Consider the following 19,405-nt stretch of genomic DNA (forward strand, 5'->3'; position numbering starts at 1 on the left):
TCGGTCAGGCGGTCCGCAGGAACCGGTCGAGGACGCGGACGCCGAAGTGCAGCGCCTCGACCGGTACCCGTTCGTCGACGCCGTGGAACATGGCAGCGTAGTCGTACCCGTCCGGCAGCCGCAGCGGGGTGAAACCGTAGCCGGTGATGCCGAGGCGCGAGAACTGCTTGGCGTCCGTGCCGCCGGACATGGAGAACGGCACGACGTGGCCCTCCGGCGCGAACGCCTCGACGGCGGCCCGCATCCGCGCGAAGGTCGGCGCGTCCACCGGCGCCTCCAGGGCCACCTCGCGGTGGTGGAACTCCCACTCCACGTCCGGGCCGGTGAGCCGGTCGAGGGTGGCGCGGAACTCGTCCTCACCGCCGGGCAGGAACCGGCCGTCGACGTAGGCCACGGCCTGCCCGGGGATCACGTTGACCTTGTAACCGGCGTCGAGCATGGTCGGGTTGGCGCTGTTGCGCAGGGTCGGCTCGACGAGCCGGGCCGCCGGGCCGAGCTTGTCCAGCAGGGCGTCGACGTCGGCGAGGTCGGTCTCGATGCCGTAGAGCGCGGCGAGTTCGGTGAGCGCGGCGCGCACGGTCGGGGTCAGGCGCAGCGGCCACTCGTGCGCGCCGATCCGGGCAATCGCGCCGGCGAGGCGGGTGACGGCGTTGTCCCGGTTGACCTTGGAGCCGTGCCCCGCGCGTCCGCGCGCGGTGAGCTTGAGCCAGGCGGTGCCGCGTTCCCCGGCCGCGATCGGGTAGATCTGCCGTCCGCCGCCGTCGTGGAAGGTGAACGCGCCCGACTCGCCGACGGCCTCGGTGCAGCCCTCGAAGAGCGCGGCGTGCTCGCGGGCGAGGAACCCGGCGCCGTCCGCGGCGCTGGCCTCCTCGTCCGCGGTGAACGCGATGACGACGTCCCGCCGGGGACGCACGCCCCGCCGGGCCCAGGAGCGCACCAGGGCCAGGATCATGGCGTCCATGTTCTTCATGTCGACGGCGCCGCGCCCCCAGACCACCCCGTCGCGGATCTCCCCGGAGAACGGGTGCACGGTCCAGTCGGCGGCCGCCGCGGGCACGACGTCCAGGTGACCGTGGAGGAGCAGCGCGCCGGCCGAGGGGTCGCTGCCCTCGACGCGGGCGACGACGTTGGTGCGTCCCTCGGTGCGTTCCAAGAGGGTCGGTTCGATCCCGGCCTCGGCGAGCCGCGCGGCGGCGTACTCGGCGGCGGGCCGCTCCCGGCAGTCGCCGCCGCCCCGGTTGGTGGTGTCGATGCGGATCAGGTCGGACGTGTACGTCACGACCTCGTCCAGCGCCTGCGCGTCCACCTGCTCAGCCATACTGCTCCTCCACCGCGGCCGCGACGATCGTGGTGACCGCCTTGAAGGCGCGGATGCCCTCGTACATGGTCCCGCTGGTGCAGGCCACCTTCCGCTCCCCGATCCGGTCCACCCCCGGCACGACGGTGGCGGCCATCGCCAGGTGCTCCGCGTCGAACTCGACGGCGACGGTGAACGGCCCGTCGGCCGCCGGCTCGTGACGCACGGCCAGGGCCGCGGCCTCCTTGGCGGCCGCCCGGATGTCGGCGGCGGTGCGCGCGGGTGTGCGGCACACGGCGGCGTACCGGGAGACGTGGTCCTTCACGGCGACCTTCAGCGCCTCCGGCGCGTACCCGAGCGCGTCCTCGCAGGCCACGTCGTCCCCGGTGACCAGCACGACCGGCACCCCGAACTCGGCGGCGACGCGGGCGTTGAGCAGGCCCTCGCTCGCCCGCACGTCGTTCAGCCACACGCCGGTGATGGAGTTGGCCAGGTAGGTGTGGGCCAGGACGCCCTCCATGCCGGCGCCCGCGTGGTAGCCGACGAACGCGACGCCGTCCACGTCGCCGTACTGCACGCCCTCCACCATGGACAGCGCCTTGTGCCGCCCGGTGAGCATCTGCGCCCGCTCGTCCAGCTGTTCCAGCAGCAGATTGCGCATGGTCGAGTGCGCCTCGTTGATGAGCACCTCGTCGGCGCCGCCGTCGAGGAAGCCGAGCACGGCGGCGTTGACGTCGGAGGTGAACAGCGCCCGGCAGCGCTCCCACTGGGACGCGCCGGGCATGACGTCGTCCGGCCAGGTGACGCCGGTGGCGCCCTCCATGTCGGCGCTGACGAGGATTCTCATGACGGGCCGTCCAGGGTGGAGATCTTCATGCTTCGTCACGTTACGCGCTGCGGACGCGACGGGCTACGACGTGGTCACCAGCGGATCGGCAGGTCGGCGAGGAAGGAGGCCAGCCGGTCCGCGAGCAGGCGGTGGTCGCGGACCGAGTAGTGCCAGTGACAGCCCGCCAGGTCCAGCCCCGTGTCGTCCAGCCGCCAGAAGCGGACCCGTCGGTCGCCGGCGGCGGTGCGCTCCCTGACGACCTGCTCGACATGCCCGGTGAACGGCCCGGCGCCGACGGCCAGGAGGGTGGTGCCGGGGCCGTAGCGGGCGCGCAGTTTCTCCAGGAAACCGGCGTAGGCGCCGCGGTACGCGGCGGCCAGGGTGTCGTCCGTCCAGGGCTCGCCCGGGTTGACGGGGGTCGAGAAGTCGTTGGTGCCGAGGTGGACGACGACGAGGCCGGGGCGCCAGGTGCCCGGGTTGTGCCAGACGTCGCCGGGCACGTTCAGCAGCGCGCGGTCGTAGAAGCTGCGGTAGGTCACCTCGGGGGACCCGCCGTTGTAGTTGCGCACCATGCCCAGGCCCGAATAGGCGTTGAGCTGGTAGTCGGCGCGCAGTCTCCGGGCGGTCAGGGCGCCGTAGCCGACGTCGGCGTTGGTGGTGCGGCTGACCTGCTCGCCGGTGCAGTCCCGGGAGGCGGAGAGGTTGCCGTAACCGGCCGTGAGGGAGTCGCCGACGAACTCGATCTGGCGGGCGCGGGCGGCGGGCCGGGCCAGGACGGCGCCGCCCGGCGCGGCGACGAAGCCGCCGAAGGAACTGGTGCTCCAGGGCGTGTCGTTCCGCTTGACGAGCCGGACGGTGTGCGCGCCGTCGCGCAGGCCCCTGACCCAGTGCGTGGTGCGGCCCGGCGTGACGAGCGTGGCGACGGTCTCTCCGTCGACCTGGACGTCGTAGTCGGCGGCCGGGTCGTCGAGCACGACACCCACCCCGGTGCCGCGGAACCGGCCTTCGAAGTACACGCCGGGCCAGCTGTAGCGGAGCACGTCTCCGGAGTCCTGCACCCGCCCGGCGGTGTGCACGCGCGCCGACACGCCCGGTCCGTCCGGCGCGGCGGCGGTGACGGCGGTGGAGGTGCCCAGCAGCACCGTCGACACCGCCGAGGCGAGCAGCGTCCGTAACCAGGGCGACGACATGGCTGACCTCCGGGGCGGGGACGGGGGTGGGGCGCACGGACCACGCGCAGTGACGGTACACCGACAAAATGCGAGGTCGCCAGGGTGCGCGTCCGAGGGTCCGGTCGGCCGCTCTCAGCCGGTGCGCCCCGCCACCAGCCACTGGGACGGCAGCTCGATGCGCGTGCCGTCGGCGCGGTACTCCGTGGTGGTCAGGGGCAGTGCGCCGCTCGCGAGGACGGTGAGCCCCGCCGAGCGCAGATACGCGGGCACGGCCTCGTCGGCGACCTCACCGGGCGCGATGCCGTGCCGGAAGACCGGCGCCAGCTTGGGCGGCGGGCCGTCCGGACCGCTCGCCAGGCCCCTGAGCACCGCCTTGGCCGCGTCGGAGAGTTCCACGAGGAAGGCCCGGCCGCGGTCGCCGACCAGCGTGGCGATGCCGTCGGCGAGCGCCTGGCGGTCGTCCGGCTCGCACTGGTGCAGGACGCCCCGCACGTAGACGTTGGTGTCGCCGAGTTCCGCGTGCAGGGCCTGCACCTCACCCTTCTCGGCCGCGTCGAGCTGCCGGTACGTCGCCTGCCCCGCCGGGTCGGCCCGGCGGGCGTGCTCCAGGGCCGCGGCGGACAGGTCGGCCCCCACGACCCGCGGGAAGCGGCCGGCGAGGTACCGGGTCTGTGTGCCGTTGCCGCAGCCGAGATCCACCAGCGGCAGCGCGGGATCGGCCAGATGCGGTTCGAACAGGGCCAGGTGCGGGCCGGCGGTCAGGGCCGGTTCCGCGTCCCACAGCACCGCCCCCGGCGCGTCGGACGCCTCACGCCAGAACCCCTCCCAGGACTCCCGGTACCGACTCGTCACGCTCATGCCCACTCCCCGGGGTGCGAACCGATCCCGCCCGCGGCAGCGACGGGGCTCGTCCGGTGTATCGCGCCCGGGCCACGGCCACAAGACGGCGGCGCGTTCCTTCACCTCGCGTTCGGCACAAGGGAGTTCAGCGGCGCGGCAGGGTCAGTTCGAACCAGACCGTCTTGCCCGTGCCGGTGCGGCTGGTCCCCCACTCCCGGGCCAGCGTGCTGACGACCCTGAGTCCGCGTCCCCGGTCGTCCAGGGGGCGCGCGCTCAGCAGCGTCGGCAACTCGTGGTCGTCGTCGTCCACCTCGCACAGCAGGGTGTCACCGCGCACCAGGCGCAGGACGACCGGGCGGGCGTGGGAGTGCCGCACGGCGTTGGTGACGAGTTCGCTGACCAGCAGTTCGGCGGGCGCGGCCAGCTTGGCCAGCCCCCAGCCGTGCAGGTGCTCGCGGACCACCGCGCGGGCGCGGCCGGCCTCGGCCGGGTCCAGGGCCAGGTGCCATTCGGCCACGTCGTCCGGTGCGATGCCGTTGAGGCGGGCCATCAGCAGGGCCACGTCGTCCTTGCGGCCGCCGCGCGTGTTGAGGGAGCGGATGATCGTGTCGCAGGCGTCGTCCATGGAGGCGGCCGGATGGGCGGCGGACTCGCACAGGGTCGCCAGGCCCACGCCGATGTCCTCGCCGCGCACCTCGACCAGTCCGTCGGTGCACATCACCAGCCGGTCGCCGGGCTCGACGCGCACCCGGACCGCCTCGAAGGGCACGCCGCCGACGCCGATGGGCGCCCCCGTGGGCAGGTCGAGCAGTTCGCTGCGGCCGTCCCCGGCGCGGACCAGGACGGGCGGGATGTGCCCGGCGTTGGCGAGGTGGAGCTCGCTGGCGATGGGATCGTAGACGGCGTAGAGGCAGGTGGCGAGGTAGGTGTCGCCGAGGCGCTGGGCGAGGTCGTCGAGGTTGCGCAGCAGCTGGGCGGGCGGCAGGTCCAGTCCCGCCATCGTCTGCACGGCCGTGCGCAGCTGGCCCATCATGGCGGCCGAGTTCAGGCCGTGGCCCATGACGTCCCCGACGACGAACGCCGTGCGCCCGCCGTGCAGTTTCACCGCGTCGAACCAGTCGCCGCCGACCCGTCCGAGCAGGGTGCCCGGCAGGTAGCGGGTGGCGATGTCGCAGCCCGCCATGCGGGGCGGGATGTGCGGCAGCATGCTGTCCTGGAGCGTCTCGGCGACGTTCTCCTGGAAGGTGTACATGCGCGCGTTGTCCAGCACCAGGCCCGCCCGGGCGGCGAGTTCGGCGCCGGTGACCCGGTCCATGTCGTTGAAGACGGGCCGCTCGGGGTGGCGCAGCAGGATCATGAACCCGAGGACGACGTTGCGTGCCTTCAGCGGCACCACCAGCATCGAGCGGCCCGTGATGAGCGGCCGGATGTCGCGCTTTTCGAACTGCGCGGCGATGGCGTGGCCCATCTCCTCGCTGATGCGCGGCACCAGCACGGGCTCGCCGCTGGTCATGCACTGGAAGAACGGCGTGTGCGCGGGGAACGGCATGGCCTCGCCGACCGGCACGACGTCGTCCCAGCGGCCGGGTTCGTCGGTGTGCTCGACGGCGACCCGGTGCCACAGGGTCGTCGTGTCGGGCACGCCGTCGGGGAACCCCTCGCCCGCGACGACCTGTTCGCGCAGATAGGTGCCGGCGACGTCCGTGAAGCGCGGCACGACGGCCCTGCTGACCTCGACGATCGTGCGGGACAGGTCGAGGGAGGTGCCGATGCGGCCGCTGACCTCGTTGAGGAACTCCAGGCGTTCGCGGACGGCGGCGTACTCCAGGTCCTCGCCCTCGTCGCGCAGTTCCTCCGGCACGGGCTCGCCGGCGGCCCGGGCCCGGGCGGCCCGCTCGCGGCGCGCCCTGCGCCCGGCGCGCCGGGCCACGCCCCAGTCGGGGGTGACGGGCACCCGGTCGTTCTTGCTGAACTCCAGGACGGGGTAGCCGAGTTCGAGGATCTGACCGACGATGCGCGCGCTCTCGCCGACGCTCATGCTGGGCAGGATCTCGGGCAGCCGGCGGGCGAGGTCCTCGGCGCCGGGGAAGTCGGTGTGCAGCGCGAAACCGGGTGCGATCCGCTCGAAGGTCCCGTCGCCGGGGCGCAGTCCGTCCGCGTCGGCGTCGGCGGCGAGCACGAGCAGCCGCTCGGGTCCGGGGCCGACCAGCGGGTAGGCCCACCACAGGACGTCGGCCCGCTCCCGGCCGGGCGCGGCGAGGCGGGCGCGGCCCGCCGCGGGGTAGGACAACCCGCCGTCCAGGGAGGACTCGAGGCCGGGGCCGAGACCGTCGTCGGCGTACGGAGGCGCCTCCCGCTCCCCGGCCAGGGCGCCGGAGACGGGCAGCAGGTCGAGGGCCGTACGGCCGATGGCCTCTTCCTTGGGGACGCCGAACAGGCGGCGTGCGCCCCGGCTCCAGTGCGACACGAGGCCTTCCCGGTCGACGACGACCACCGCCAGGGGGACGCGTCCGGGCTCGGCGGGCTCCCCCGGCGCGCCCTGCCCTGCTTCCGGGCGGGGAGGCGTGTCCCTCTCGGTGCCACGGTCCATGGCCCAGGCCCTCTCTCCCCACGGATCCGCAACATCTGTGCCAGCGTCACCACCGTACGGCGACCGCCCCGCGCGATGTGAGGCAATGGGGGAATTGCTCGCGCGGGGTGCGCACCGGCGTACGACCCCGCGCGCCGTCGGATTCAGTGCTCGTGCCCCAGCTGCAGATCCCGCTCGGTCCGTCCGCCCCCGGCCACTTGGAGGACGGTCGCGACGGGTGGGTAACCGGCGGCGATGACGGTGTACTCGCCGGAGGACAGGTCGACGAAGCGGAACGTGCCGTCGGGGCCGGTGGTGAGGGTGTCGACGACGTTGCCTGCCACGTCGAGCAGGGTCACGCGGGCGTCCTCCACGGGCCGGCCGCCCCCGGCCCGGACGGTGCCGCGCAGCACGGCGCCGCCGGCCAGCTCGATGTCCCGGCGGGTCTCGCGGGCGGCCTGGACGGTGACGGGGAGCGCGGCCGGGCGGAAGGCGGGGGCGCTGGCGGCGAGGGTGTACTCGCCGGCGACCAGCTCGGTGATGACGTAGCCGCCCTCGCGGCCGCTGCGGGTGGTGGCCACGACCTCACCGTGCACGTTGGTGAGCGTGACGGTGGCGTCCCGGACGGGGGTGCCGTCGGCGGTGACGACGCTGCCGACGAGGTTGCCGGCGCCGCCGAGGACGATGTCGAGCTCGACGGGGCGTTCGCCGACGGTCACGGAGACCGCCTGCGGCTGGTGGCCGCCGGCCGCGGCGATCAGCACGTACGAGCCGGGGCCCGGTGTGGCGAGCGCGTAGCGGCCGTCCTCGCCGCTCGCGCCGCGCCCGGTCTGCTGTCCGGTGACGTCGATGAGCGTGAGGGCCGCGCGGGGCACGACGGTTCCGTCGTGGTGCTGCACCGAGCCGCAGACGGGCACTCCGGCGGTGTGGGCGCCGCGCGCCGGCGGGATCGGGGCCCTCCCCGGCGCCGTGTCCGGGTCGGTGACGGAGGCGTTGTGGGACACCAGGGGTTTCTCCTTGAGGAAGAGGGCGGCGAGCAGTCCGAGGACCAGCACCGGCACCAGGTAGAGGAAGATCCGCGGCATGGCGTCGGCGTACGCCCGGATGTAGCCGTCGCGCAGGGCCGGGGGCAGGCTGTGCACGAGCTGCGGGGTGAGGGACTCGGGGTCGGGCAGGGCGCCGCCCGCCCGCGCGGGAAGGCGGTCGGCCAGGGCGTCGGTGAGCCGGTCGGCCAAGAGGGTGCCGAAGACGGCGGCCCCGACGCTGCCGCCGATCTGCCGGAAGTAGTTGTTGGCGCTGGTGGCGGTGCCGAGGTCGGCGGGGCGCACCGAGTTCTGCACGGCCAGGATCAGCACCGGCATCACCATGCCGATGCCGGCGCCGAGGACGGCCATCCAGATGCTGTAGTGCAGCCGGGGTGTGCCCACCTCCAGACGGGACAGCAGCCACATGCCGGCCACGGACAGGGCGCCGCCGAGGAGGGGATAGGCCTTGTAGCGGCCGGTGTGGCTGATGAGCTGCCCGGCGATGATCGAGGCGCCGACGATGCCGCCCATCATCGGGAGCATCAGCAGGCCCGACTCGGTGGCCGAGGCCCCGTCGACCATCTGCAGGTACGTCGGCAGGTAGCTGGCGGCGCCGAACAGCCCGGCCCCGACCACCAGGCCGATCAGGCCGGTGACGTTGAAGACGGAGTCCCGGAACAGCCGCAGCGGGATGAGGGGTTCGGCGGCGAAGTGCTCGGCGACGAGGAAGAGGACGGTGGACGCCGCGGCTCCGGCCCCGAGGCCGAGGATCACGCGCGAGTCCCAGGCGTGCTCGGTACCGCCCCAGCTGGTCAGCAGGACCAGGCAGGTGGAGGCGGCGGTGAGCAGCAGCGCGCCGAGGAGGTCCAGCCGGGCCCTCACGGCCGGTTTGGGCAGCTTCAGCGCGACGGCGACGACGACGAGCGTGAGCAGGCCGAAGGGCACGTTGACGTAGAAGCACCAGCGCCAGCTGAGGTGGTCCGTGAAGTAGCCGCCGAGCAGCGGCCCGGCCACCGAGGCGAGACCGAAGGCGGCGCCGATCAGCCCCAGGTAGCGGCCGCGCTGCCGGGGCGGCACGATGTCGGCGATGATCGCCTGGACGCCGATCATGAGGCCGCCCGCGCCGACGCCCTGGAGCGCGCGGAAGGCGATCAGCTGGTCCATGGTCTGCGCCCGGCCGGCGAGCGCGGAGCCGGCGACGAAGACGACGATGGCGAACTGGAACACGCCCTTGCGGCCGAGCAGGTCGCCGAGCTTGCCGTAGATCGGCAGGCCGACCGTGGCGGTGAGCAGGTAGGCGGTGATCGCCCAGGACATCCGGTCCAGGCCGTGCAGTTCGCCGACGATCTTCGGCAGGGCCGTGGCGACGATCATCTGCTCCAGGGCCGCCAGGAGCAGGGCCGGCATGAGCGCGATGAAGACCAACCGCACCCGCCGGGGGCTCAGTCCGGCGGCCGGAGTCGGAGGTGGGGCGGGGGTGTCGGGAGGTGCCACCGCCGGTTCGTCCTGCGCCAGAGTGATCCCGCCCACTCACCGCTCCCCTCGTCGCGCTGCTGCACCATTCCCGCGTAAAAGCGACAACTATGAGCAAGCGCGACGAGTTACGGCACAGAGCCGAGCGGTACGGAGATCACCCGAACCGGTGAGGGGCTCAACACCCGCCGCCCACTTGGGGCTTGAGCCCGCAGGGGTTACTTCTCGACCTCGGCGGCGAGCCTGGCGAGCAGGGCGTCATAGATGCGGCCGAGGCCCTTGGGCGCGAAGGTCTTCTCGAAGAAGCCGCCGATGCCGCCGGCGCCGGTCCAGGTGGTGGTGACGACGACCCGGGACTTGCCCTCGCCGGCCGGGGTGACGCGCCAGGTGGTGACCATGGAGGAGTTGCGGTCCTTCTCCACCAGTTCCCCGTCGGTGGGCTCGGTGACCTCCAGCAGGCAGTCGCGCACCCGCTTGCTGGTGGCCTGGAGCTTCCAGTGGACGAGGGTGCCCTCGCCGTCGCCGCCCTCGCGGACCTCGTACTCGCTGAACTGCTCGGGCATCAGCCGCGCGCGTGTGCCGCTGTAGTCGGCGAGGGCGTCGAACACCGTCTCCGCGTCCGCCGCGACGATCCGCTCCGTAGTGGCCTCGACCTGCGCCATCGCTTACCTCCAGGACCTGGTTGCTCGGGGGTCGGGGCAAAGCCAACCACCCCGCCGCCCGGCCCCCCAAATCGGGGTGTCCCCAGCTGGTCGAACACGTTCGGAAAACACCCTCGCACGATCAAGGGAACATGTGTTCTATTCTGTGGTCAGTGCTACCGAGGAGGCGCCATGCGCTGGGAGAACCTCACAGTGGACTCCGAACACAGCCGGGCCGACGCCGCGCTGTTCGGCGCGGACGCGGTGACGACCCGTACCTTCGACACGCCGGAGTTCCGCGGGATCACCTTCCACGAGATCCGGGCCCGGTCGATCATCAACCGGGTGCCGGCGGTCTCCCGGATGTCGTTCCAGTGGACGGTGAACCCCTACCGGGGCTGCTCGCACGCGTGCGTGTACTGCTTCGCCCGCAAGACGCACAGCTACCTCGACCTCGACACGGGCCTCGGCTTCGACAGCCAGATCGTCGTCAAGATCAACGCGCCGGAGCTGCTGCGCCGGCAGCTCGCCTCACCCCGCTGGCGGGGCGAGCACATCGCCATGGGCACGAACGTCGACTGCTACCAGCGCGCCGAGGGCCGCTACCGGCTGATGCCGGGCATCATCGCGGCCCTGCGCGACCACGCGAACCCCTTCTCCATCCTGACCAAGGGCACGCTGATCCTGCGCGACCTGGACCTGATCCGGCAGGCGGCGCAGGTGACCGACGTCGGCGTCTCCGTCTCGGTCGGCTTCACCGACCAGGAGCTGTGGCGCACCGTCGAGCCGGGCACGCCCGCGCCGGAGCGGCGCCTGGAGGTGGTGCGCACCTTCGGCGAGCACGGCATCGGCTGCGGGGTGCTGATGGCGCCGGTCATCCCGTTCCTGAGCGACCGGCCCGAGCAACTGCGGCACACCGTGCGGGCGATAGCCGCCTCCGGCGCCACCTCCGTCACCCCGCTGGTGCTGCATCTGCGGCCCGGCGCCCGCGAGTGGTTCATGACCTGGCTGGGGCGGCACCACCCGCACCTGGTGCCGCGCTACGAGCGGCTGTACGCGGAGGGCTCCTACGCGCCCAAGTGGTACCAGCGCCGGATCACCCGTCAGGTGCACGAACTGGCCGAGGAGTACGGCATCGGGCCCACGCGCGCGGAGACGCCGCGCCGGATCCGGCCTCCCGAGCCGGCGGAGGAACCCCCCGTGTCCGGCCCCACCCAACTTTCGCTTCTTTAGGAGCATACGAGCGCATCCGAAGATCCAATTGGGTCATGAGTGTGACGGAATGAGTTCTTCCAGGACCGCTTTCCGGGACGATGCGGCGAGGACGGCGACCCTCGCGGGCCTCGATCCCGCCGTCCTGGGAGGACTCCATGAGAAAACGCGCAGCCGCGCTGTGCGGCGCCGCCGTCGTCCTGGCCGGGACCTTCACGGCCGTTCCCGCCGAGGCGAGCGCACCGGGCACCGCGAACCGGGCGCACACCACGAAACTCACCTGGAAGAAGTGCGCCACCGAGAAGTACCCGACGCTGCAGTGCGCGTCCCTGAAGGTGCCGCTGGACCACCGCAGGCCGCAGGGGCGGCAGCTCACCCTCGCCCTGTCGCGCGTCCCGCACACCGCCAGGACCTACCAGGGCCCGCTCCTGGTCAACCCGGGCGGTCCCGGCGGCAGCGGCCGCACGCTCGCCGGGTTCGTCGCCTCCGCGCTGCCGAAGGAGGTCGCGGCCCAGTACGACGTCATCGGCTTCGACCCGCGCGGCGTGGGAGCGAGCAAGCCGGCGCTGGACTGCCGGCCGGGCCACTCCGGCCCGGTCCGCCCGGACTCCCTGCCCACCTCGCCCTCGGTCGAGAAGGCCAACCTCGACCGCGCCCGGGCCTTCGCCGCCGCCTGCGGCCGGAAGTACGGGGACCTCCTGCCGTACATCGACACCCCCAGCGCCGTGCGCGACATGGACGCCATCCGGCGGGCCCTGGGCGCCGGGAAGCTCAGCTACTTCGGCTACTCGTACGGCACCTACCTCGGCGCGGTCTACGCCAAGTTCTTCCCGGAGCGGGTCCGGCGGCTGGTCCTGGACTCGGTGGTCGACCCGACCGGCGTCTGGTACGAGGCCAACCTGAACCAGGACCTGGCCTTCAACGACCGCCACCGCGCCTTCCTGGCCTGGGTCGCCCGGCACGACGCGACGTACGAGCTGGGCACCGACCCGGAGAAGATCGAGGCCCGGTGGTACGCGATGCGCTCCGCCCTGGCGAAGAAGCCGGCGGGCGGCACGGTGGGCGCCTCGGAACTGGAGGACACCTTCGTCCCGGGCGGCTACTACAACGGCTACTGGCCGGCTCTCGCCGAGGCCTTCGCGGCCTACGTCAACGACAAGGACCCCGGGCCGCTGGTCGAGGCGTACCAGGACCTCGGCGCGGTCGACGCCTCCGACGACAACAGTTACAGCGTCTACACCTCCGTGCAGTGCCGGGACGCCGACTGGCCGCGCGACTGGCGGCGGTGGCGCGAGGACAACTGGGCGGTGTACGAGAAGGCCCCGTTCATGGCCTGGAACAACGCCTGGTACAACGCGCCCTGCGCCTTCTGGCCCACGGACTCACTGCCTCCGGTGAACGTCGCCAACGGCAAGCTGCCACCGGTGCTGCTGTTCCAGGCCACCGGCGACGCGGCCACCCCGTACGAGGGCGCCGTCACCGCCCACCGGCTGCTGGCCCGCAGCAGTCTGGTCGTGGAGGAGGGCGGCGGCAACCACGGCATCACCCTGAGCGGGAACGCCTGTCTGGACGAGCACCTGGCGGCGTACCTGGCCGACGGCACCGTGCCGCGCGGGTACGGCACCGCGGACGCGGTGTGCGAGGCGCTGCCGGATCCGCAGCCGGCGGCGGCCGAGGGGGCGTCGAAGAAGACGGGGTCGGCCGCCTCGAGGGGCTCGACGCTGCACGGTCTGCTCGGCTTCCGCGGCTAGGCCGTTGACGGCCCGCCGGCCGGTGCGGGCGTCGCCGGACCGGTGATCCATCATGGACCGGTGAACGATCTGACGAGGATTCCCGCTCCCGCCGGGGTGGCGCCCGCGGCGCAGTACAGCCATGTGGTCATGGGCACGGGCCGTTTCGTGGCGATCGCCGGTCAGCTCCCGCTCGACGAGGAGGGGCGGCCGGTCGGCGCGGGCGACCCGGCGGCCCAGGCCCGCCAGGTCTTCGAGAACCTGCGGCGCTGCCTAGCCGCCGCCGGGGCGGCCTTCGACGACGTCGTCAAGCTCACCTACTTCGTCACGGACATGGCCCACATGCCCGCGATCCGCGCCGCCCGGGCGGCGTACATACCCGACGACCGGCTGCCGGCCGCGTCGGCGGTGCGGGTCGCCGGGCTGGTCCGTCCCGACTGCCTGCTGGAGATCGAGGCGTTCGCCGTGGTGCCCGCATGACGGGCGTGCGGGTACGGGAGATGAGTCCCGCCGACTGCGACCGCGTCGCGGAGATCCGCGTCCGCGGCTGGCAGCAGGCGTACCGCGGCATGGTGCCGCAGTCGTACCTCGACGGGCTCAGCGTCGTGGAGGACGCCGAGCGGCGCCGCGCGTATCTCGGCCAGGCCGACGGCGGGGTGGTGAACCTGGTCGCCGAGGACGCGGGCGGCGAGATCGTCGGCTGGGCCTGCCACGGGCCGTACCGGGAGGGCGAAATCCTCACCGGTGAAGCCGAGTTGTACGCCATCTACGTCCACCCGGAGCATCTCGGCCGGGGGGCGGGGCAGGCCCTGCTCGCGGAGTCGCTCACGCGCTGCGCCGCCGCGGGCCACGGCCGTCTCCTGCTGTGGGTGCTCAAGGACAACGCCCGCGCCCGCCGCTTCTACGAACGGGCCGGTTTCCGGCCGGACGGCGCGGAGGAGCCCTTCGAGGTGGAGGGCGTCGCGGTGCCGGAGGTCCGGTACGGCAGGCCGCTGTGACCCGCCTGCGCCGAGGTGCGGCGCAGGGGGCGCTGCGACCCACCGCTGCCGGGGCGCCCCACGGCAGGCCGCTGCGAGCTGACTCTGCCGAGGCGCCCTGAAGGCGCGGCGCTGTGACTCACCTCTGTTTCGGGATCCGCCCCAGGGCCCGTACCGCCGCCTCCGCCAGGGCCGGGTGCGCCAGGGCCTCGTTCAGGACGGGTCTGGCCCGGCCGTCCCCCAGCGTGCCCAGACCGTCCACGCAGGCGAGGGCCACGCGGCGGTAGGGATCGTGCGGGCGCAGCCGGCGCTGCAGCGTGGTGATCAGCGCGGGTACGGCCTCCGGGGCGCGCAGCTCGACCAGGAGGCGGACCGGGTGCAGGGCGTAGGCGACGCGCAGCTCGTTGGTGGCGAGGGCGGCGGCGGCGCGGGCGGTGCGCGGGTCGCCGAGGCGGGCGAGGGCGTACGCGGCGGAGGCGCAGCGTGGCGGATCACGGTGGTTGAGCAGCAGCACCAGGGACTCGAAGGCCCGCCGGTCCCCGGCGAGACCGAGCCGGAACGCGGCCAGCTCCCGGGCCCACAGCGGCTGTCCGGGCTCGGTCAGCACCCCCGCCAGGGCGTCGAGGTCGTTGGTCGCCACGAGCCGCTCGAAGGCGGGCGACGCCCCCGACTCCCGCCGTAAGCGCTCCGTGAGTGATCGCAACTCTTCGTCCATGACACCGAGGTTAGGACCCCGGCCCGCCGCTCGGGACGTACATCACAAAGACGGGGACTGGCGCGCTCGTTACCCGCCAGTTAAGCTCAGACGAGCGAGTTACCCACTCGCCTTCCTCGCGGCGGTCTGGTGACGCGGCCACCGCGATGGGTGTTCCTCCCACGGCCTTGGGGCAGTGGGGGAAGTCGGTTCGGTGCCTTCTGGTACCGCAGTACGGCTCGGCCCCGGGACAGGGCCGGTCGGAACGGCCGTCGATCCCGGGCGTGTGCACGCCCGCGACGGACGGCACCGGGCGTGTGCGCGAAGCAGCCCGGTCCACACCCGCACTTCTCACGCACCCGGTGTGCGCCCGGGACCCCGGCCCTCGCCGGGCCGTCCCCGGCGCACCCGGGCGGCGTTCCCCGTCGTCACCCTCATCCTGGAGTCCCGCGATGGCCACTCCCCTTTCCGACCCGTCCCTGTCCCCGCTGCGGACCGTCGCCGTCGTCGGCCTCGGCACGATGGGCACCGGCATCGCCGAGGTCCTCGCCAAGGCCGGCCGCGAGGTCGTCGGCATCGACATCAGCGAGGCCCAGGCCGCGAAGTGCGTCGCCGCCCTGGAGGCCTCCACGGCCCGCGGCGTCGAGCGTGGGCGGCTGACCGAGCAGGACCGCGCCTCGATCCTCGCCCGCGTCCGCACCTCCGCCGACCTGCGGGCCGCGGCCGACGCCGACCTGGTCATCGAGGTCGCGCCGGAGTCGTACGAGGTCAAGCAGCAGATCTTCCGGGAGCTCGACGGGATCGTGCGTCCCGAAACCATCCTGGCCACCGGCACCAACGCCCTGTCCGTGACGCGGCTTGCCGCCGACTCGGCACGTCCCGAGCGGGTGCTGGGCCTGCACTTCTTCAACCCGGCCCCGGCGATGCGCCTGGTCGAGGTCGTCTCCTCGGTGCTGACCGCCCCCGCCGCCGTCACGGCCGTCACGAACCTCGCCCTCGACCTGGGCAAGGAGCCCGTCGCGGTCGGCGACCGGCCCGGTTTCGTCGCCGACGGCCTGCTGTTCGGCTACCTCAACCAGGCCGCCGCGATGTACGAGGCGAAGTACGCCTCCCGCGAGGACATCGACGCCGCGATGCGGCTCGGCTGCGGGCTGCCCATGGGGCCGCTGGCGCTGCTCGACCTGATCGGCGTCGACACGGCCCGCACGGTCCTGGAGGCGATGTACACCGCGTCGCACGACCGGCTGCACGCCCCCGCGCCGATCCTCAAGCAGCTCAGCGAGGCGGGCCTGACGGGCCGGAAGGCCGGGCGCGGCTTCTACACCTACGAGGCGCCGGGCAGCGCCACGGTCGTGCCGGACGCGCTGACCCCGCCGGAGGGCGGTGACCTGGTCGCCGGACGTCCGGTCCGCTCGGTCGGCGTCGCCGGCTCCGGCACCATGGCCTCCGGGATCGCCGAGGTCTTCGCCAAGGCCGGCTACGGGGTCGTGCTGGCCGCCCGCAGCGAGGAGAAGGCGCGGACCGCCAAGGCCCGGATCGGCAAGTCCCTGGCCCGCTCGGTCGACAAGGGCCGGATGACCGCGGAGGCGGCCGCCGAGACCCTGGACCGCATCACGGCCACGGGCAGGTACGAGGACTTCGCCGACGTCGACCTGGCCGTCGAGGCGGTCGCCGAGGACCTGGACGTCAAGCGGCAGCTGTTCGCCGCGCTGGACAAGGTCTGCAAGCCGGGCGCGGTCCTGGCCACCACCACCTCGTCCCTGCCGGTCGTCGCCTGCGCCCGGGCCACCGCGCGCCCGCAGGACGTGATCGGCATGCACTTCTTCAACCCGGCGCCGGCCATGAAGCTGGTCGAGGTCGTCCGCACGGTGCTGACCGCCGACGACGTCCACGCCACGGTCCGCGAGGTGTGCGGGCGGATCCGCAAGCACGCGGTGGACTGCGGGGACCGGGCCGGGTTCATCGTGAACGCGCTGCTGTTCCCGTACCTCAACAACGCGGTCAAGATGGTCCAGGAGCACTACGCCTCGCTCGACGACATCGACGCGGCGATGAAGCTGGGCGGCGGCTACCCGATGGGCCCGTTCGAGCTGCTGGACGTCGTCGGGCTCGACGTCTCGCTCGCCATCGAGAAGGTCCTGCACCGCGAGTTCCGCGACCCGGGCCTCGCCCCGGCGCCGCTGCTGGAGCATCTGGTGGCCGCGGGCTGCCTCGGCCGCAAGACCGGCCGTGGCTTCCGCGAATATGCCAAGCGCTGAGCGTCCCGGCGACTGGTTCCGGTCCGGCTCCGAGTGGGGCGGCCTGCTCGGCCCGGACCGGTTCCCGCCCCCCTCCGGCCGGGGCGGGGAACCGGCTCATGCGCACCGAGCTGCGCACATGCAGTACGTTCAGGGCATGTCCCAGCCCGCCAAGTCCTCACGTACACCCGCTACGGCCGACGCGCCGGAAAGTGCCGCAGGCTCCCGTGCCGCCGCCCAGCGGCTCAAGATGCGCCGGGAACTGGCGGCCGCCGCGATGGAGCTGTTCGCGACCAAGGGGTACGAGGCGACCACCGTCGACGAGATCGCGGCCCAGGCCGGGGTCGCCCGCCGCACCTTCTTCCGCCACTTCCGCTCCAAGGAAGAGGCGATCTTCCCCGACCACGACGACACCCTGATCCGCGCCGAGGCGGTGCTCAACGCGGCGCCGGCGCACGAGCATCCGCTCGACACGGTGTGCCGCGGCATCAAGGAGGTCATGCGGATGTACGCGGCGCGGCCGGAGATCTCGGTCGCCCGCTACAAGCTGACGCGCGAGGTGCCCACCCTGCGCGAGGCGGAGATCGCGTCGGTGGCCCGCTACGAGCGCCTGTTCACCCGCTACCTCCTCGGCCACTTCGACGAGCGCGCGCACGCCGACGACGCCAACGACGACCCGCTGCTGGCGGAGGTCGCCGCGTCCGCGGTCGTCACCGCCCACAACCACGTCCTGCGGCGCTGGCTGCGGGCCGGCGGGCAGGGTGACGTGGAGGCGCAGCTCGACCACGCCTTCGCGATCGTGCGCAGGACGTTCGGCACCGGGATCGGCGCCGGGCGTTCGGCGGAGCCGCAGCCGGCCGCGGCCTCGGCTCAGGGCGAGGTGCTGGTCACGGTCGCCCGCACCGACGCCCCCCTCGACGAGGTCATGCGCACGATCGAGCAGGCGCTCAAGGAGCGCTGAGCGGCGCCCTCCGCGCTGCCGCCGCTGTGATGACGGCCACCCCACGGGGTGGCCGTTTTGGCATGTCAGGAGCCGTTTTGCAGGGCCTCGGCGAGCCCGTTCGATCGATCATCGCTCATCTGTTACGCAAAGATTTCATCTGAGAGCAAGTTCTGGCACTCAGTGCCTTGCGGGGTGACACGCGGTGTCATACGTTGAGGGGGTCCGGGCGACGTCCCAACGGGCTCCGCGCCCGTCCGCCCCGGACGCCTGCGTCACAGGCACCTCCCGCGCCACCAGCGCTGCCGAACAGCACCACCGCCGAACCGACGGCACACCCTCGACCCTCAGCAGCACCGACGTACCCATCGGCGCCCCTCCCTCAGGGCGCTCACCGCCGGAGGCAACACCGTGACCGTGAAGGACATCCTGGCCGCGATCCAGTCGCCCGACTCCACGTCGGAGGACTTCGCCGCCCTCCCGCTCCCCGAGTCGTACCGCGCGATCACCGTGCACAAGGACGAGACGGAGATGTTCGCCGGGCTCGCCACGCGCGACAAGGACCCCCGCAAGTCGATCCACCTGGACGAGGTGCCGCTGCCCGAGCTCGGCCCGGGCGAGGCCCTGGTGGCCGTCATGGCCTCCTCGGTCAACTACAACTCGGTGTGGACCTCGATCTTCGAGCCGCTGTCGACGTTCGGCTTCCTGGAGCGCTACGGCCGCACCAGCGAGCTGGCCAAGCGCCACGACCTGCCGTACCACATCATCGGCTCCGACCTCGCGGGCGTCGTGCTGCGCACCGGCCCGGGCGTCAACGCCTGGCGGCCCGGTGACGAGGTCGTCGCGCACTGCCTGTCGGTCGAGCTGGAGTCCTCGGACGGCCACAACGACACGATGCTCGACCCCGAGCAGCGCATCTGGGGCTTCGAGACCAACTTCGGCGGCCTCGCCGAGATCGCGCTGGTGAAGTCCAACCAGCTGATGCCCAAGCCCGACCACCTCAGCTGGGAGGAGGCCGCCGCCCCCGGCCTGGTCAACTCCACCGCCTACCGGCAGCTGGTCTCCCGCAACGGCGCCGGCATGAAGCAGGGCGACAACGTGCTCATCTGGGGCGCGAGCGGCGGACTGGGCAGCTACGCCACGCAGTTCGCGCTGGCCGGCGGCGCCAACCCGGTCTGTGTCGTCTCCTCGCCGCAGAAGGCGGAGATCTGCCGGTCCATGGGCGCCGAGGCGATCATCGACCGCAACGCCGAGGGCTACAGGTTCTGGAAGGACGAGAACACCCAGGACCCCAAGGAGTGGAAGCGCTTCGGCAAGCGCATCCGCGAGCTCACCGGCGGCGAGGACATCGACATCGTCTTCGAGCACCCCGGCCGCGAGACCTTCGGCGCGTCCGTCTTCGTCACCCGCAAGGGCGGCACCATCACCACCTGCGCCTCCACCTCGGGCTACATGCACGAGTACGACAACCGCTACCTGTGGATGTCCCTCAAGCGGATCATCGGCTCGCACTTCGCCAACTACCGCGAGGCCTGGGAGGCCAACCGGCTCATCGCGAAGGGCAAGATCCACCCGACCCTGTCGAAGGTGTACTCCCTGGAGGACACCGGCCAGGCGGCCTACGACGTGCACCGCAACCTGCACCAGGGCAAGGTCGGCGTGCTGTGCATGGCCCCCGAGGAGGGCCTGGGCGTGCGCGACCAGGACAAGCGCGCCCGGCACATCGACGCCATCAACCGCTTCCGGAACGTCTGAAGGCAGCGGAGGCC

15 protein-coding genes are annotated in these 19,405 nt (G+C 72.9%); 7 read left to right on the forward strand and 8 right to left on the reverse strand.

Annotated features, from left to right (window positions below; translation table 11 throughout):
- Nucleotides 1-4: 4 nt before the first annotated feature.
- The 7 genes from AC07DA_RS07890 to AC07DA_RS07920 all read right to left on the reverse strand — a co-directional run bounded on the left by AC07DA_RS07890 (nt 5) and on the right by AC07DA_RS07920 (nt 9,867).
- On the reverse strand, nt 5-1,318 hold the full coding sequence (locus AC07DA_RS07890; RefSeq protein WP_479125603.1) for a M20/M25/M40 family metallo-hydrolase: 1,314 nt from the start codon (nt 1,316-1,318) through the stop codon (nt 5-7).
- Nucleotides 1,311-2,144: a M55 family metallopeptidase gene (locus AC07DA_RS07895; protein ID WP_479125605.1), complete on the reverse strand. Its 834-nt coding sequence runs from the start codon at nt 2,142-2,144 to the stop codon at nt 1,311-1,313. The genes AC07DA_RS07890 and AC07DA_RS07895 overlap by 8 nt, the downstream gene beginning before the upstream one ends.
- Nucleotides 2,145-2,218: 74 nt before the next feature.
- Entirely contained in the window at nt 2,219-3,316 is a 1,098-nt protein-coding gene (locus tag AC07DA_RS07900; protein WP_479125606.1) for an SGNH/GDSL hydrolase family protein, read from the reverse strand.
- A 114-nt stretch (nt 3,317-3,430) separates the two neighbouring features.
- Nucleotides 3,431-4,156, reverse strand: coding sequence for a class I SAM-dependent methyltransferase (locus AC07DA_RS07905; protein WP_479125608.1), 726 nt, complete (start codon nt 4,154-4,156; stop codon nt 3,431-3,433).
- A 127-nt stretch (nt 4,157-4,283) separates the two neighbouring features.
- The gene (locus AC07DA_RS07910) at nt 4,284-6,728 is read right to left on the reverse strand and encodes an ATP-binding SpoIIE family protein phosphatase (RefSeq protein WP_479125610.1); all 2,445 of its coding nucleotides are present in this window, start codon (nt 6,726-6,728) and stop codon (nt 4,284-4,286) included.
- Nucleotides 6,729-6,871: 143 nt separating this feature from the next.
- Nucleotides 6,872-9,262 carry an MFS transporter gene (locus AC07DA_RS07915; protein WP_479125612.1) on the reverse strand — a complete coding sequence of 797 codons (2,391 nt, stop codon included), beginning with the start codon at nt 9,260-9,262 and terminating at the stop codon, nt 6,872-6,874.
- Nucleotides 9,263-9,423: 161 nt separating this feature from the next.
- Nucleotides 9,424-9,867 carry an SRPBCC family protein gene (locus AC07DA_RS07920; RefSeq protein ID WP_344534742.1) on the reverse strand — a complete coding sequence of 148 codons (444 nt, stop codon included), beginning with the start codon at nt 9,865-9,867 and terminating at the stop codon, nt 9,424-9,426.
- A gap of 171 nt (nt 9,868-10,038) precedes the next feature.
- Here AC07DA_RS07920 and AC07DA_RS07925 point away from each other — a divergent pair, with 171 nt between their 5' ends.
- The 4 genes from AC07DA_RS07925 (at nt 10,039) to AC07DA_RS07940 (ending at nt 13,786) form a co-directional block, all read left to right on the forward strand.
- Nucleotides 10,039-11,079 (forward strand): Rv2578c family radical SAM protein, encoded by a 1,041-nt coding sequence (locus AC07DA_RS07925; RefSeq protein ID WP_479125614.1) that lies wholly within the window; start codon nt 10,039-10,041, stop codon nt 11,077-11,079.
- Nucleotides 11,080-11,216: 137 nt separating this feature from the next.
- Nucleotides 11,217-12,809: an alpha/beta hydrolase gene (locus AC07DA_RS07930; RefSeq protein ID WP_479125616.1), complete on the forward strand. Its 1,593-nt coding sequence runs from the start codon at nt 11,217-11,219 to the stop codon at nt 12,807-12,809.
- Between the two features lie 60 nt (nt 12,810-12,869).
- Complete coding sequence (locus AC07DA_RS07935) at nt 12,870-13,268, forward strand: RidA family protein (protein ID WP_479125617.1); 399 nt, start codon at nt 12,870-12,872, stop codon at nt 13,266-13,268.
- On the forward strand, nt 13,265-13,786 hold the full coding sequence (locus tag AC07DA_RS07940) for an N-acetyltransferase family protein (RefSeq protein WP_479125619.1): 522 nt from the start codon (nt 13,265-13,267) through the stop codon (nt 13,784-13,786). The genes AC07DA_RS07935 and AC07DA_RS07940 overlap by 4 nt, the downstream gene beginning before the upstream one ends.
- A gap of 118 nt (nt 13,787-13,904) precedes the next feature.
- Here AC07DA_RS07940 and AC07DA_RS07945 read toward each other — a convergent pair whose 3' ends face one another.
- Nucleotides 13,905-14,480, reverse strand: a complete 576-nt coding sequence (locus AC07DA_RS07945) for an adenylosuccinate lyase (protein ID WP_479125620.1) — start codon at nt 14,478-14,480, stop codon at nt 13,905-13,907.
- Between the two features lie 431 nt (nt 14,481-14,911).
- On the opposite strand from AC07DA_RS07945, the gene AC07DA_RS07950 reads away from it, so the two are divergent.
- The 3 genes from AC07DA_RS07950 to ccrA all read left to right on the forward strand — a co-directional run bounded on the left by AC07DA_RS07950 (nt 14,912) and on the right by ccrA (nt 19,391).
- A complete protein-coding gene (locus AC07DA_RS07950) occupies nt 14,912-16,717 on the forward strand; it encodes a 3-hydroxyacyl-CoA dehydrogenase family protein (protein WP_479125622.1) in 1,806 nt (601 codons plus the stop codon).
- A gap of 136 nt (nt 16,718-16,853) precedes the next feature.
- Entirely contained in the window at nt 16,854-17,657 is an 804-nt protein-coding gene (locus AC07DA_RS07955) for a TetR family transcriptional regulator (RefSeq protein ID WP_479125623.1), read from the forward strand.
- A 396-nt stretch (nt 17,658-18,053) separates the two neighbouring features.
- Nucleotides 18,054-19,391, forward strand: coding sequence for a crotonyl-CoA carboxylase/reductase (gene ccrA, locus AC07DA_RS07960; RefSeq protein WP_479126097.1), 1,338 nt, complete (start codon nt 18,054-18,056; stop codon nt 19,389-19,391).
- Nucleotides 19,392-19,405: the final 14 nt, after the last annotated feature.

The sequence above is a fragment of the Streptomyces sp. NPDC044921 genome (assembly GCF_056432865.1).

Coding starts and splice junctions, on each gene's coding strand:
- AC07DA_RS07920 (WP_344534742.1), bottom strand. CDS start 9,867: ATGGCGCAGGTCGAGGCCACTACGGAGCGGATCGTCGCGGCGGACGCG.
- AC07DA_RS07925 (WP_479125614.1), top strand. CDS start 10,039: ATGCGCTGGGAGAACCTCACAGTGGACTCCGAACACAGCCGGGCCGAC.
- AC07DA_RS07945 (WP_479125620.1), bottom strand. CDS start 14,480: ATGGACGAAGAGTTGCGATCACTCACGGAGCGCTTACGGCGGGAGTCG.
- AC07DA_RS07895 (WP_479125605.1), bottom strand. CDS start 2,144: ATGAGAATCCTCGTCAGCGCCGACATGGAGGGCGCCACCGGCGTCACC.
- AC07DA_RS07900 (WP_479125606.1), bottom strand. CDS start 3,316: ATGTCGTCGCCCTGGTTACGGACGCTGCTCGCCTCGGCGGTGTCGACG.
- AC07DA_RS07910 (WP_479125610.1), bottom strand. CDS start 6,728: ATGGACCGTGGCACCGAGAGGGACACGCCTCCCCGCCCGGAAGCAGGG.
- AC07DA_RS07930 (WP_479125616.1), top strand. CDS start 11,217: ATGAGAAAACGCGCAGCCGCGCTGTGCGGCGCCGCCGTCGTCCTGGCC.
- AC07DA_RS07950 (WP_479125622.1), top strand. CDS start 14,912: ATGGCCACTCCCCTTTCCGACCCGTCCCTGTCCCCGCTGCGGACCGTC.
- AC07DA_RS07890 (WP_479125603.1), bottom strand. CDS start 1,318: ATGGCTGAGCAGGTGGACGCGCAGGCGCTGGACGAGGTCGTGACGTAC.
- AC07DA_RS07940 (WP_479125619.1), top strand. CDS start 13,265: ATGACGGGCGTGCGGGTACGGGAGATGAGTCCCGCCGACTGCGACCGC.
- AC07DA_RS07955 (WP_479125623.1), top strand. CDS start 16,854: ATGTCCCAGCCCGCCAAGTCCTCACGTACACCCGCTACGGCCGACGCG.
- AC07DA_RS07905 (WP_479125608.1), bottom strand. CDS start 4,156: ATGAGCGTGACGAGTCGGTACCGGGAGTCCTGGGAGGGGTTCTGGCGT.